Origin of the sequence: Desulfuribacillus alkaliarsenatis (genome assembly GCF_001730225.1) — a bacterium.
In the GTDB taxonomy this organism is placed as follows: Bacteria; Bacillota; Bacilli; order Desulfuribacillales; family Desulfuribacillaceae; genus Desulfuribacillus; species Desulfuribacillus alkaliarsenatis.
Window position 1 is genome coordinate 1 of record NZ_MIJE01000009.1, and the last position, 12,827, is coordinate 12,827.

Here is a 12,827-nt window from a genome sequence, read left to right on the forward strand (position 1 = left end):
GCATAGTGATATGTTTAGCGGACAGATACTAATCGGTCGAGGGCTTAACCACAAGGGTTTTTAAAGAACGTAGGGAAACACAATGATATAAGCTTTTATGTCTATAGATTTAGGAAGTGTAGTTGTAAAGTCTGGTGGCGATAGCGGAGGGGACACACACGTACCCATCCCGAACACGACCGTTAAGCCCTCCAGCGCCGATGGTACTTGGGGTGAAGACCCCTGGGAGAGTAGGACGTTGCCAGGCTAAAGAAACAATGTAGATATACATGACCGAAACACAAAGCACTTACATTAGCAGAAATGCTGATTGTAAGTGTTTTTTTGGTTTTTACTTTATCTTTCTACCTACCCATATATTTATACTTACCTGTCTATTTATACATAACTTTGAATTGTCTTGTTTTCTAAGTACATAATAATAAGAATACAAAATTGTATATTATTGTGGCTGGTATACTATTGTAGCTTGTATACAGTTATAGCTTAGGAATGGAGGTAATCATGCTAGGTAAGTTTATTACATTACTCATATTTTCTTCGATATTAGGATTAGGAGCTATAAATACAGAAGGTCTTGGAACTGGTTATGATGAAAGTTTATATAGTTTAATGACACCAGATTATCAGCAACACTACTATTTAACAGCAACACCAGCAGATTTATATAAACATGGTGTACCTAGGAAGGTCAGAGGTATATATTTAAGCGGTGGGTCTGTCGGATCAGAAGAAAGATTAAACAAATACATCAACCTTGCAAGAGAAACTGAAATTAATAGCTTTGTAATAGATGTTAAAGATGATAATGGAAAGATGACTTATGCTTCTGAAGTTCCAATAGTAAAAGAAGTAGAAGCAAATAAAAGTGTTCGCATCAAAGACATAAGAGGACTTCTATATCAACTACAAAGAGAGCAAATATATCCTATTGCTCGAATTGTAGTCTTTAAAGACCCATACTTACCAGGTGTAAGGCAGGACTTAGCAATAAAGCGTAAAGATGGGCAGATTTGGCGAGATCCAGGGGGAGTTATGTGGGTCGATCCGCACAATAAAGAAGTGTGGGAGTATAGTATTGAAATAGCTAAGGAAGCAGCTAAATATGGCTTCAGAGAAATACAATTCGACTATGTTCGTTTTCCAGAAAACGGTCGGCTAATTGATCAGCAAGCAAGCTTTCCTAATAAAAATGGACGCTCAAAAGCTGAGGTTATTGAGGAGTTTTTAATATATGCAAGAGAGCAGCTAGACCCATACAACGTATTTATATCGGCCGATGTATTTGGCTTAACAACCTCTGTTCAAGACGATATGAATATTGGTCAAGACTGGAATAAGATATCTAGTGTAGTAGACTATATATGTCCAATGATTTATCCTTCGCACTACGGACCTGGAAACTATGGTTTAGCTAACCCTAACGCTCAACCATATCAAACAGTATCTAGAGCGCTAAAAGACGCAATTACAAAAAATCGCAGCTTAGAGGAAGCTGGAAAAATTCCTGCAATAGTAAGGCCGTGGCTACAGGATTTCACTATGGGGGGCGTAATATATGGTCCTGAGGAAGTTGTGGCGCAGATAAAAGCTGGTGAAGAATTAGGCATCGATGAATATATAATGTGGAACGCTGCTAATCGCTACAATGAAAAAGCGTGGAGAGAACTACGTAGGAGATAAAACATAGTAGTAGCTAAAATATATTAATAGCTAAAACATAAATAGGTAACGCAAAAAACCTGCTTAGAAATCACCATAATTCTAAGCAGGTTTTTTGTATCAGAATCGAAAAGTAGTACTACATTAGTATTTGATTTATTTTATAAATAGAAATAGCTCGTTAAACAAATGATTTAGAATCATATTTGGGTATTTTCTCATTGAGATATTTAGATAATCATTTATGATAAACATATCGCTAGATGAAGAGGATAATACTATCTCACCCCAACGTTCTGACTCATATCTACATAGCATTCCTAGCATATACATTAGGATGAAATGGATACTTATTTCAGGAAGATTTATGTCTTTAGTAATTTTTGATCTTATAAAAAAACGGCGGTTAACGTCCTCAATGAAATATTCGTTATTAAATCCTAGCGGTTCATCTAAAACATGATGCCCACGCGTATTCTCCCAAATAAGCTTTAAATAAGTAGCATGTGGGTTAGGGTCTTCTGGTAGAATGAATTTAGAGCTATCATCTTTATTTCGCTGGTTAAGCATATCGATTAAGCCATAATAATCTGTTGCTAAAATCCTTAATACATTCTGTGATACATAGATGGTCGTTTGCTTTGGATTCTGATAATGGTGTGTTAAATTCACTGGCACTACTTTGCTTTTCCGGTTTAAGCGTTCGTAGCTATCTTTAATTTCGGGTATTACTGATAACAGCTCAAACACAAGGAATTTAGTGTTTAATGGCAAGGTCGGGCCTTTTAAAATATCATTAAGTAGAATAAATAAGCCCTCTTTTTGAATTTTAATTTCATCATCGAGAAAATGGTATTGTGTTTTTTTGATTTTCCTAGTTGAAATTCCATGTCTTAGTACACTTGTAGTCTTTGGGTAATAGGGATCATTAATATTGATTAAGGCTTTTGATAAGCTGGTCATCCCATAATACAGCAGTAAAGGCTTAACTAATGTGTTGCTTGTCTGTGCTGCATTATAATAGGCACGTGCTTGTTTTATATAGTAAATAATTTTTGGAGTATTTTGGTATGCTAAGGTTTGTGTAGATAGCGTATCTAAATAAGAGTATTTCTGAAGCAAAAACTGTTTGACAGTGTCTTCGCTTTCAAAGTACATATAGTAATCCCACATTTTATTGTAGGGTTCTTCAGTTAACACGCGGTTAATTGTTTTCATAGCAGGAACCTTCCATTCAAATGAAGTAACTTACATTAGTTTGCATAGGTAAGTCAAAAATATGCGAATAATAAAGTTCTCCTTGACACTAATTCTTGGACTTTGTTAGACTAGCAATAATATATAAGCCTAGGCGGCTAGGATAAGTATAATAAAACAAAGGAGATGTGAAAAATTTGGAAGACAAGTTTGTCAAAGAAGGCTTAACATTTGATGATGTTCTTTTAATACCAGCAAAGTCAGAGGTCTTACCTAGAGATGTTTCTGTGACTACGCAATTAACAAAACGCATCAAGTTAAATATTCCTCTTATGAGTGCGGGGATGGATACAGTAACAACTTCAAAGCTTGCAATAGCAATTGCTCGGGAGGGTGGAATTGGAATAGTCCACAAAAACATGAGTATTGAGCAGCAGGCAGAGGAAATTGATCGAGTAAAACGTTCAGAGAGCGGAATTATTACGAACCCAATATATTTACAGCGCCATAATTATGTATACGAAGCAGAAGAGTTAATGGCTAAATATCGTATATCAGGGATTCCAATTGTAAATGACGACCTAATATTGGTTGGTATTTTGACGAACAGGGATTTGCGATTTGTTAAAAATTACAATCGACCGATTGATGAAGTAATGACTAAGGATCATTTAGTAACGGCTTCGGTTGGGACGACCCTAGATCAGGCTCAAGATATACTGCAAGAGCATAAAATTGAAAAGCTACCATTAGTAGATGAAAACAATAAACTTAAAGGCTTAATAACAATAAAAGACATAGAGAAAGCAAAGCAATATCCCCATTCAGCTAAGGACGATTCAGGCAGATTACTAGCTGGTGCTGCCGTAGGGGTAAGTAAGGATTTAGATGAGCGTGTAGCTGCCCTTGTTAAAGCACAAGTAGATTGCATAGTTATTGATACGGCACACGGTCATTCTAGCGGGGTAATTGAGACAGTAGCTAGAATTCGTAAGACATATCCTGATTTAAACATTATTGCTGGTAATGTAGCTACAGGCGAAGCAACTAGGGAGTTAATTGAAGCAGGGGCAGATGCTGTTAAGGTTGGAATTGGACCAGGCTCAATTTGTACTACCCGCGTTATTGCAGGAATTGGAGTACCACAGATAACAGCGGTGTACGATTGTGCAAAAGTGGCCAAGGAATACGGCGTACCAATTATAGCAGACGGTGGAGTTAAATACTCTGGTGATATTGTTAAAGCAATCGCTGCAGGAGCAAATGTAGTTATGATTGGGAGTTTGTTCGCTGGAACTGAAGAAAGCCCTGGTGAGACAATCATCTATCAAGGTCGTAGCTATAAGGTTTATAGAGGAATGGGCTCTATAGGTGCAATGAAAGAGGGCAGTAAAGATCGCTACTTCCAAGAGAACGAACAGAAGCTCGTACCAGAAGGTATTGAAGGACGCGTACCGTACAAAGGACCTATCTCGGATACTATTTACCAGTTAGTTGGAGGACTGCGCTCAGGTATGGGATATTGCGGCACACATACGATACAGTCTTTACATGATAACGGAAAATTTATTCGAATTACAAATGCAGGTTTAATTGAAAGTCATCCACATGATATTCATATAACCAAGGAAGCTCCTAACTATAATAGATAATAAAACTTAAATTTAATAAATCCTATAAAAAATTCAGGTGTAATATACCTGGATTTTTTGTGGTGTAGCATTCACGAATGGGCCCGGTTATGGTATTCTATTATAGTGGCTTAAATTATTCTTATAGAGATAAGAGAAGAGAAACTTAGGAGGAACAGCAAAAAATGAGAAAGTTATTTAGCCTATTATTGATACTTGCACTTGTCACTGCTTATGTTCCAGGAGCTTATGTATTTGCAGAAAACAATCAAGAGTCTCAACCAGAATTACAACAGGAAGCAACTGAGCAAAACGTTGATCCATTAAACCTACAGGTTCGATCAGCAGTTCTAATGGACGTTGAAACTGGACAAGTTTTATATTCGAAAAATGAACATGTTTCATTGCCGCCTGCAAGTGTTACAAAGGTTATGACTATGCTTATCGTTTTAGAAGCAATTGAAAGAGGACAAACCTCCTGGGATGATATTGTTACTACTAGCGATAAAGCTCATCGCATGACGGGTTCACAAGTGTTTTTGGCAATCGGAGAGAGAGCTACAGTAGAAGAGTTGTTTGAAGCGATAGCAATCTATTCTGCCAATGATGGTGCTGTTGCCTTAGCTGAACATATAGCTGGATCTGAAGAAATATTTGTTAACCTAATGAATGAGAAAGCACGCGAGCTTGGAATGCGTAACACTCGCTTTTTAAATGTAACAGGATTTCCGTATATAGAACAGCACCCTAACTTTAACGATCCAGACGGACATACGATGTCGGCTATGGACATTGCAATTGTTTCTCGTGAATTAGTAAAAAGATACCCTGAAGCAGTAGAGTATACAAAAATACCTTTTGCTACCTTTAAGAATGGTGTCGACATGCCTACCCGTAATAACATTATGCTGCGCCACGACTGGGTTGACGGGCTAAAAACGGGCTTTACAAATGAAGCTCAGTTTTGTCTAGCTGCTACTGGTGTACAAAACGGTCAGCGTCTTGTCAGCGTAATAATGGGAGCAGAAAGTGACCGTGCACGACAGGACGAAACATTAAAGCTATTAAATTATGGGTATAATAACTTTGAAAAATTGACGATGGTTAGAGGCAAGGAAGATATAGAGTCAACAAGGGTTGAAAAGGGTAAAGAACGTGATGTAATACTAATGGCAGCTGAAAACTTAAACCTAGTAGTGGAAAAAGGTGCAGAGGATTCTTATACACAGGTCATAGAAATATATGAGGATATAGTTGCACCGATTGAAGCTAATACAGTTTTGGGACAGATTTATTATACAAAAGACGGAGCATTAGTAGGTTATCCAGTTAACCTAGTTGCTAAAGAAGACGTAGAAAAAGGTGGATTCTTTAGGCTATTAACTAGGGGAGTTAAAGATACCTTTGTCAATATTTTTGAGGGCATTGCAGATAGCATACTTGGCATTTTCACGAAGGATAATAATGAATAAATGATACATTCCGAGTAATTTGGTTGTATTTTTAGTTATTATATTGTAAAATAAAAAATTAGTTGAAAAGCAGTCAGTGATTAGAGTTAAAATCCATTATTTTGACTAGCAGATCAAGGGAAGTATTTAATTATAGGGGGTAAAAATAAATGGTTCAAATAGGTACAACAACAGTAAAACGTGGTATGGCAGAAATGCAAAAAGGCGGCGTCATTATGGACGTTGTAAATGCCGAACAAGCTAAAATAGCTGAAGCAGCTGGAGCAGTTGCAGTAATGGCACTTGAGCGAGTACCTTCTGATATTCGTGCTGCAGGTGGTGTAGCTAGAATGGCTGACCCAACTATTACGGAAGAGGTTATGGGTGCAGTTTCCATTCCTGTTATGGCAAAGGCTCGTATTGGTCATATCGTTGAGGCACGTGTTTTAGAATCTATGGGTGTTGACTACATTGATGAGAGTGAAGTTCTAACTCCAGCGGATGAGGTTTATCATCTAGATAAGAGCAAATTTACAGTACCATTTGTATGTGGAGCGCGTGACTTAGGAGAAGCACTTCGTCGTATTGGTGAAGGTGCATCTATGATCCGTACAAAAGGTGAGCCTGGAACAGGCAACATAGTTGAAGCAGTACGTCATATGCGTACAATGCAAAGTCAAATCCGCAAAGTAGCGAGCATGCATGAGGATGAGCTTATGGCTTATGCGAAAAATTTAGGAGCTCCATTTGAGCTTCTACAATACATCAATAAAAACGGTAAGCTTCCAGTAGTTAATTTTGCTGCAGGTGGAGTAGCTACTCCAGCAGATGCTGCTTTAATGATGGAGCTAGGTGCGGACGGAGTATTCGTAGGTTCGGGTATCTTTAAATCGGACAACCCTGAGAAGTTCGCTCGCGCTATAGTTGAAGCTACAACTCATTATCAGGATTATAAGCTAATTGCTGAAGTATCTAAAAACTTAGGAATTGCCATGAAAGGTATTGAAATATCGTCTATTAGAGAAGAAGATAGAATGGCAAATCGCGGTTGGTAATTAAATAGGAGTGACTGTAAAGATGAAGACTATCGGTGTACTAGCTCTACAAGGCGCCGTTCGTGAGCATATGAATATGATAGAAAAGGCTGGAGCACAAGCTGTTGCTGTTAAAAAGGTAGAGCAGCTTGCTGATATTGATGGTCTGATTATTCCAGGTGGAGAGTCCACGACAATAGGTAAGCTAATGAGAAAATACGGCTTTGATGTAGCCATTCGTGAGTTCGCTGAGGCTAAGCCAATCATGGGCACCTGCGCTGGTATGATAGTACTTGCAAAAGAAATCGTAGGCAACGAAGAGCCTCATTTGCAGCTATTGGATATATCTATAGAGAGAAACGCTTTTGGACGCCAGGTGGACAGCTTCGAAGAGTATCTTACAATACCTGGAGTGGGTGAGGATTTCTGTTCAGTTTTTATCAGGGCTCCGTTAGTAGCAGAAGTAAAGCATAAAGATATAGAAGTATTAGCTACCGTTAATGACCGTCCAGTTATTGTTAGACAGGGTAATGTTCTAGCAATGTCATTCCACCCTGAACTAACTAATGATGAGCGTATTCATCGAATGTTTGTAAACATGGTTGAAGAATAAGTAAAATCATAGCTATTGAAAGAGATGATTTAATACAAAGATTTTATGCAAAGATATACTAGGAGCAAGGGGCCGACAGCTATCTGTAAACCCCTTGCTTTTTTGCTTAATCGTTATTTGCTAAAAAGTTCTTACTTTATTTCATGGCTGCTTTATTTTTAATGAATAAAACGGTAAAATGTATAAGAAATAGTAAGGGGAGCTATAATCAAGATAGAAGGAGCTGTTAACTATGCTAGACCCGAAACGAATACGCAGTGATTTAGATAATGTTCAAAAAGCACTTGCTAAACGTGGTGAAAATATAGAGGATCTGAATCGCTTTATAGAGCTAGACCAGCAACGCAGGGATTTGTTAGTTGAGGTTGAAGCCCTGAAGAATCAACGCAATGTTGTTTCAGAAGAGGTAGCACTGAAAAAGCGTAACAAGGAAAATGCTGATGATTTAATTTTAGAGATGCGCGAAGTATCGCAAAAGATTAAAGATTTTGATGATAAGGTACGCGCCATTGATGATGAGTTAGAGAATGTGCTTTTGAATATACCGAACGTGCCACACGAATCAGTACCTGTTGGGGAAACTGAGGATGACAATGTTGTAGAAAGAATTGTAGGAGAACAGCCTAATTTTGATTTTGAAGCAAAGGCCCACTGGGACATTGGGACAGGCTTAGGAATTATCGATTTTGAGACTGCAGGCAAGGTAACAGGTGCTCGTTTTGCTTTTTACAAGGGCTTAGGAGCTCGCCTAGAACGCGCTTTAATAAACTTCATGTTAGACCTACATATAACAGAGCATGGCTACGAAGAAGTGCTTCCACCGTACATAGTAAATCGTATGAGTATGACTGGAACAGGGCAGTTACCTAAATTCGAAGAAGATGCATTTAAACTAAGTGATAGTGATTATTTCTTAATACCAACTGCCGAGGTGCCAGTAACAAATATGCACCGAGATGACATTCTAACTAACGATATGTTACCTATCAAGTACGCAGCATTTAGTGCATGCTTCCGAAGAGAAGCGGGAGCGGCAGGACGTGACACTAGAGGCTTAATTCGCCAGCACCAATTTAATAAAGTAGAGCTAGTGAAATTTGTTAGACCTGAAGATTCATATGCGGAGTTAGAAACATTAGTAGCGGATGCAGAAAAGGTATTAAAGCTACTAGGATTGCCATATCGTGTAATGCGCATGTGTACCGCTGACCTTGGGTTTACGGCAGCGAAAAAATATGACATAGAGGTTTGGATGCCTAGCTATGGCACCTATCGTGAGATATCTTCCTGTAGTAATTTTGAGGATTTCCAATCCCGCAGGGCAAAAATTCGCTTCCGCCGAGAAGAAAAATCTAAACCAGAATTTGTCCATACATTAAATGGCTCAGGATTAGCAATTGGCAGAACAGTAGCATCTTTATTGGAAAACTACCAGCAAGCAGACGGCAGTGTAGTAATCCCAGAAGTGCTACGACCGTATATGGGTGGAATTGAAAGAATTCAAAGCAAATAATTAACGCAATAGAATAAAATGTAAAAAAGTCTACTCCTAATTTATTGTAGGAATAGACTTTTTTCGCACTATAAGATTACTATTGCCATAGAAAATTATTTATATAATCCCATATACTTTTACCTATAAGCGTTACGGTAATTCCTATAAATAAGATTTTTACATAAGCTGCGCCTTTACTAATGGCTAGGCGTGAACCGAAGTAAGCGCCAACAACCATTGCCAGGCCCATGGGGATACCATAATAGAAATTAACAGAGTCAAAATAAATAAAGACAACTAATGCTGAAATATTACTCCCAAAATTGAGCACCTTGGCATTACCCGCTGATTGCAGGAAATCAAATCCCATTAGTAAAAATACAAAGATTAAAAATGAACCAGTTCCAGGCCCTAAAAACCCATCATAAAAACCTATTACAAACGCTGCTAAAGCAACTAAAATAGCCATCTTCGTAGTCATTACACTAAATGTTGATGCCATACCCCAGTCTTTTTTACTGACTGTATAGATAGTTACCAGAATTAATAACACGAGAATAATTGGTTTTAGAAACTCTGGTGGTAGCATTTGCACGACGTATACACCTAGAGCAGAGCCGACTAGTGTAAGTGGCAGCAACTTTGCAACTAAAGGTACATTAATTTTACCGGACCGAAAGAAAGAAGTCATGCTCATAAGTGTCCCCATACTGGACGCGAGCTTATTAGTGCCTAGAACAACCGTTGGGGGCAAGCCAGTTGTCAGTAAAGCTGGAACTGATATAAGTCCCCCGCCACCAACTACAGAATCGATAAAAGCGGCAATAAAACCAGCTAGAATAAGAAAAAGCAATATATTAATATTTATATCATCCATAAAAAATCTCCTATCAGAATAACTCCTATTAGAATAACTCCTATTAGAATAACCAACATCACTATACTATTTTAACATCAAAGTGATGATTTGCTAGTGTATAATTGAATAATAACTATTGTATGTAACGGAGGACGAAATGATAGATAATGGACTGCAAATCAGAGAAGCTAAATCAAAAGATTTTCCGCAAATATGGCAATTATTAGAGCCAGTTTTTAAAAAAGGGGATAGCTATCCACATCCTCCAGATATGACTAAAGAAGATGCTTTTCATGCGTGGATGGAGATTCCTACGGCGACTTATATTGTTATAAAAAATAAAGAAATTATTGGAACGTATTATATAAAAACAAATCAAATCGGCTTAGGTAGTCATGTATGTAACTGTGGGTATGTAGTCGGTGAAGCAGCAAGGGGTTACGGACTTGGGAGAATCATGTGTGAGCACTCAAAGAGGCAAGCGAAGAAGTTAGGATATAAAGCGATGCAGTATAACTTAGTTGTTAGTACAAATGAAGTTGCTGTACATCTTTGGAAGAGCTGCGGATTTGAACTCATTGGGACATTACCCAAAGCCTTTAACCATTTGGAAAAAGGCTTTGTAGATGCCCATGTAATGTATTTGTGGTTAGATTAGCTGCGCAAAATTTGCCTGAATGAAAACTAACGGATCCAATCTAACCACCCTAAACCGTAATAAGATACTACTCCCATTGTGACAGACCAGAGCGCAAGGCTCGTAGTCATCCAAATCGCAGTAGGACGCTTTGGACTTTTAAAAGCTAGTGCCATCACGGCTGCTAAATGTATACCAGTTACTGCAGGTGCTAATAGAGCAAAGCCAGGCAGACCATACTTATTCCAAATTTTACGCCCGCGCTTTCCACGCTTAGATGGCTGCTCCTCACTAGCATCCTGAGCTTCTGTAGACTGTAATTCTGTGGACTGTAATTCTGTGGACTGTAATTCTGTGGACTGTAATTCTGTGGACTGTAATTCTGCAGGCTGTAAATCTACAGACTCTTGTTCTGCCAGTTCTTTTCTACGTTTACGTTCTGCCCGCCAAGATTCCCATTTTTCATAAGCAGCTATAATAATCAGAATGGGTAGTGCGTTACCTATAAAGGCGATTAAAGTAACCCAATATGGATTAAGTCCACTAGCAATGGCAAGGGGAATTACTAATACTATTTCAACCCAAGGGATAGCTGCCATTACGAATACGAGAACGTACTCCCAGATTTGCATTAGTGTGTTCATTTCATCAAAACCTTTCTATATTTAACATTGCAATTATCGTCTGTAATTTTAACTTTGGTAAAGCTTTCGAATTTCTGTCCAATAGGCAATATATTGCCCGATTCCTATCAGAACTAACAATATTGTTGGCAAAAACTCGTAAAATGGAAAAGTATGCAAAGCAAACAGTATACCTAATGCAGCTGGAATAGCACTATAGATAAATATATAAGCTTTACGACAAGCTCTGTAAGTAACCCATTGCTCACCTTCATCAGCTTCTTGGAATTCGACAGGCATAAGCGTAAAATACTTTATGCGTTTATTAGGATGCTTCTGATTATAAACAAATAGTAAAGCAGTGTATGGAATTAACCATAATAAGAAAAACACCCACGAGAAAAAAACTAGTCGTTCAGTATCAAATGTAAAATAATCGACATCACTATTTGCCAATTGACCTGCAAGCACAACAAACCCTACACTTATCAATGCAAGTGATGAGAATAACGGGGATCGCATAATTCGTTCAAACATAGTATAAACACCTCATTTAATCTATTTTTAAAACCCAATCTGATTCTAAATCATTATTCCAAATAAAAAACGTCGTCAACCTTTACTCCAAAAGCAGCAGCAATTTTTAATGCTAATGTAATAGATGGCGAGTAGTCACCTTTTTCAATCATTCCAATTGTCTGTCTACTGGCATCAACTAAATCTCCTAAATCACTTTGTGTCATATTGAACCTAGCTCGTAATTCTTTTACTCGGTTATGAAGCATTTGACTCACTTCCTTATAAGATATCTAATTACAATGTAAACTATTATTGACATGATGTCAAGTATCATTAACATAAAGTAAAGTTATATTTACAAAAAGTGTAGTTTCGTTGACATTGGATAGATAAGATTGCTAAAATGAAACGCGAATTTCCCGTTTGTATTGCAAAAATACCGTTTTGTAATAGAAAGTTTAGTTTTGTAATTAAAACGCACCTTTTGTAACTAAATATCCCATTTTGAAAACAAAATTCCATAGTAGAGTTATCTTATCAGGTTCAAATTTGCTATAATTAGTGTGTAAGAACGAATTTTTGCACATGATAAATAAGGGATCAACTTTCGGTCGATTTTTTGTAATCGGAAATTCCACCCTTGTTTACAGCTGTATATTTTTCATTTGCTGGTGACAAATATATTCGTTTTTATATATTATTTTTTGAGAAGCTTTGGTGTTAGGTTTATGTCTTCAGCTGCAACTGAAACATATCCCATACTACCCAGAATATCTTCTCCATAGTAAAAGCTGAACGCGTCGTATGGACTCCTGTCGTTCAGTTTTTTGCGTTTATAAGAGTTTACATGGTTCATACATCCTGTGTTAAGTCATTAAAAGATTTCCCTTTTGGCAATATTCTTCTTATTAAAGAGTGATTAACTTCTATTGAACCTTTTTGGTAAGGAGCACTAGGATCACAATAAAACAGGTGACTTCTATGGGTTCCCGCTGCTGAGTATTCTATGGCTTTAGGGTTGGAGAATTCACTGCCATTATCAGTAAGAATTACTGGGAAAAGCTTCTTATATGTTGATTTACCAAGGGTTTCATACATGTCACTAA

At 37.6% G+C, this 12,827-nt stretch carries 12 protein-coding genes, 1 rRNA gene and 1 pseudogene; 8 read left to right on the top strand and 6 right to left on the bottom strand.

The window, feature by feature from the left end:
- The first annotated feature begins 130 nt into the window (after window positions 1–130).
- Together rrf and BHF68_RS05675 are read left to right on the top strand one after the other, a co-directional pair.
- Window positions 131–247, top strand: a 5S ribosomal RNA gene (gene rrf / locus BHF68_RS05670).
- Between the two features lie 257 nt (window positions 248–504).
- On the top strand, window positions 505–1,683 hold the full coding sequence (locus BHF68_RS05675; RefSeq protein WP_245669641.1) for a putative glycoside hydrolase: 1,179 nt from the start codon (window positions 505–507) through the stop codon (window positions 1,681–1,683).
- A gap of 135 nt (window positions 1,684–1,818) precedes the next feature.
- Here the strand turns inward: BHF68_RS05675 and BHF68_RS05680 are convergent, their stop codons facing one another.
- Window positions 1,819–2,880, bottom strand: coding sequence for a YaaC family protein (locus BHF68_RS05680; RefSeq protein ID WP_069642686.1), 1,062 nt, complete (start codon window positions 2,878–2,880; stop codon window positions 1,819–1,821).
- A gap of 176 nt (window positions 2,881–3,056) precedes the next feature.
- On the opposite strand from BHF68_RS05680, the gene guaB reads away from it, so the two are divergent.
- The 5 genes from guaB to serS all read left to right on the top strand — a co-directional run bounded on the left by guaB (window position 3,057) and on the right by serS (window position 9,101).
- On the top strand, window positions 3,057–4,511 hold the full coding sequence (gene guaB / locus BHF68_RS05685) for an IMP dehydrogenase (protein WP_069642687.1): 1,455 nt from the start codon (window positions 3,057–3,059) through the stop codon (window positions 4,509–4,511).
- 164 nt (window positions 4,512–4,675) lie between these two features.
- A complete protein-coding gene (locus BHF68_RS05690) occupies window positions 4,676–5,962 on the top strand; it encodes a D-alanyl-D-alanine carboxypeptidase family protein (RefSeq protein ID WP_069642688.1) in 1,287 nt (428 codons plus the stop codon).
- Window positions 5,963–6,111: 149 nt separating this feature from the next.
- Complete coding sequence (gene pdxS, locus BHF68_RS05695) at window positions 6,112–6,996, top strand: pyridoxal 5'-phosphate synthase lyase subunit PdxS (RefSeq protein WP_069642689.1); 885 nt, start codon at window positions 6,112–6,114, stop codon at window positions 6,994–6,996.
- A gap of 22 nt (window positions 6,997–7,018) precedes the next feature.
- The gene (gene pdxT / locus BHF68_RS05700; RefSeq protein ID WP_069642690.1) at window positions 7,019–7,588 is read left to right on the top strand and encodes a pyridoxal 5'-phosphate synthase glutaminase subunit PdxT; all 570 of its coding nucleotides are present in this window, start codon (window positions 7,019–7,021) and stop codon (window positions 7,586–7,588) included.
- A gap of 232 nt (window positions 7,589–7,820) precedes the next feature.
- On the top strand, window positions 7,821–9,101 hold the full coding sequence (serS, locus tag BHF68_RS05705) for a serine--tRNA ligase (RefSeq protein WP_069642691.1): 1,281 nt from the start codon (window positions 7,821–7,823) through the stop codon (window positions 9,099–9,101).
- Between the two features lie 79 nt (window positions 9,102–9,180).
- Here the strand turns inward: serS and BHF68_RS05710 are convergent, their stop codons facing one another.
- The gene (locus tag BHF68_RS05710; RefSeq protein WP_069642692.1) at window positions 9,181–9,960 is read right to left on the bottom strand and encodes a sulfite exporter TauE/SafE family protein; all 780 of its coding nucleotides are present in this window, start codon (window positions 9,958–9,960) and stop codon (window positions 9,181–9,183) included.
- Between the two features lie 139 nt (window positions 9,961–10,099).
- Between BHF68_RS05710 and BHF68_RS05715 the strand changes: the two genes are divergently transcribed.
- The gene (locus BHF68_RS05715) at window positions 10,100–10,600 is read left to right on the top strand and encodes a GNAT family N-acetyltransferase (RefSeq protein WP_176719887.1); all 501 of its coding nucleotides are present in this window, start codon (window positions 10,100–10,102) and stop codon (window positions 10,598–10,600) included.
- A 26-nt stretch (window positions 10,601–10,626) separates the two neighbouring features.
- Here the strand turns inward: BHF68_RS05715 and BHF68_RS15350 are convergent, their stop codons facing one another.
- The 4 genes and pseudogenes from BHF68_RS15350 to BHF68_RS15815 form a co-directional block, all read right to left on the bottom strand.
- Window positions 10,627–11,223: a small multi-drug export protein gene (locus BHF68_RS15350; RefSeq protein WP_176719888.1), complete on the bottom strand. Its 597-nt coding sequence runs from the start codon at window positions 11,221–11,223 to the stop codon at window positions 10,627–10,629.
- A gap of 48 nt (window positions 11,224–11,271) precedes the next feature.
- On the bottom strand, window positions 11,272–11,739 hold the full coding sequence (locus tag BHF68_RS05725; protein ID WP_069642694.1) for a hypothetical protein: 468 nt from the start codon (window positions 11,737–11,739) through the stop codon (window positions 11,272–11,274).
- A gap of 53 nt (window positions 11,740–11,792) precedes the next feature.
- Window positions 11,793–11,987: a helix-turn-helix transcriptional regulator gene (locus BHF68_RS05730; protein ID WP_069642695.1), complete on the bottom strand. Its 195-nt coding sequence runs from the start codon at window positions 11,985–11,987 to the stop codon at window positions 11,793–11,795.
- A 431-nt stretch (window positions 11,988–12,418) separates the two neighbouring features.
- Window positions 12,419–12,827 (bottom strand): annotated as a pseudogene (locus BHF68_RS15815) (IS30 family transposase); the annotation flags it as partial.

What these genes read in the sequence shown, in the direction of transcription:
- pdxT (WP_069642690.1), top strand. Translation starts at nt 7,019, where the DNA reads ATGAAGACTATCGGTGTACTAGCTCTACAAGGCGCCGTTCGTGAGCAT.
- BHF68_RS05690 (WP_069642688.1), top strand. Translation starts at nt 4,676, where the DNA reads ATGAGAAAGTTATTTAGCCTATTATTGATACTTGCACTTGTCACTGCT.
- BHF68_RS15350 (WP_176719888.1), bottom strand. Translation starts at nt 11,223, where the DNA reads ATGAACACACTAATGCAAATCTGGGAGTACGTTCTCGTATTCGTAATG.
- BHF68_RS05725 (WP_069642694.1), bottom strand. Translation starts at nt 11,739, where the DNA reads ATGTTTGAACGAATTATGCGATCCCCGTTATTCTCATCACTTGCATTG.
- BHF68_RS05680 (WP_069642686.1), bottom strand. Translation starts at nt 2,880, where the DNA reads ATGAAAACAATTAACCGCGTGTTAACTGAAGAACCCTACAATAAAATG.
- serS (WP_069642691.1), top strand. Translation starts at nt 7,821, where the DNA reads ATGCTAGACCCGAAACGAATACGCAGTGATTTAGATAATGTTCAAAAA.
- pdxS (WP_069642689.1), top strand. Translation starts at nt 6,112, where the DNA reads ATGGTTCAAATAGGTACAACAACAGTAAAACGTGGTATGGCAGAAATG.
- BHF68_RS05730 (WP_069642695.1), bottom strand. Translation starts at nt 11,987, where the DNA reads ATGCTTCATAACCGAGTAAAAGAATTACGAGCTAGGTTCAATATGACA.
- BHF68_RS05715 (WP_176719887.1), top strand. Translation starts at nt 10,100, where the DNA reads ATGATAGATAATGGACTGCAAATCAGAGAAGCTAAATCAAAAGATTTT.
- BHF68_RS05710 (WP_069642692.1), bottom strand. Translation starts at nt 9,960, where the DNA reads ATGGATGATATAAATATTAATATATTGCTTTTTCTTATTCTAGCTGGT.
- BHF68_RS05675 (WP_245669641.1), top strand. Translation starts at nt 505, where the DNA reads ATGCTAGGTAAGTTTATTACATTACTCATATTTTCTTCGATATTAGGA.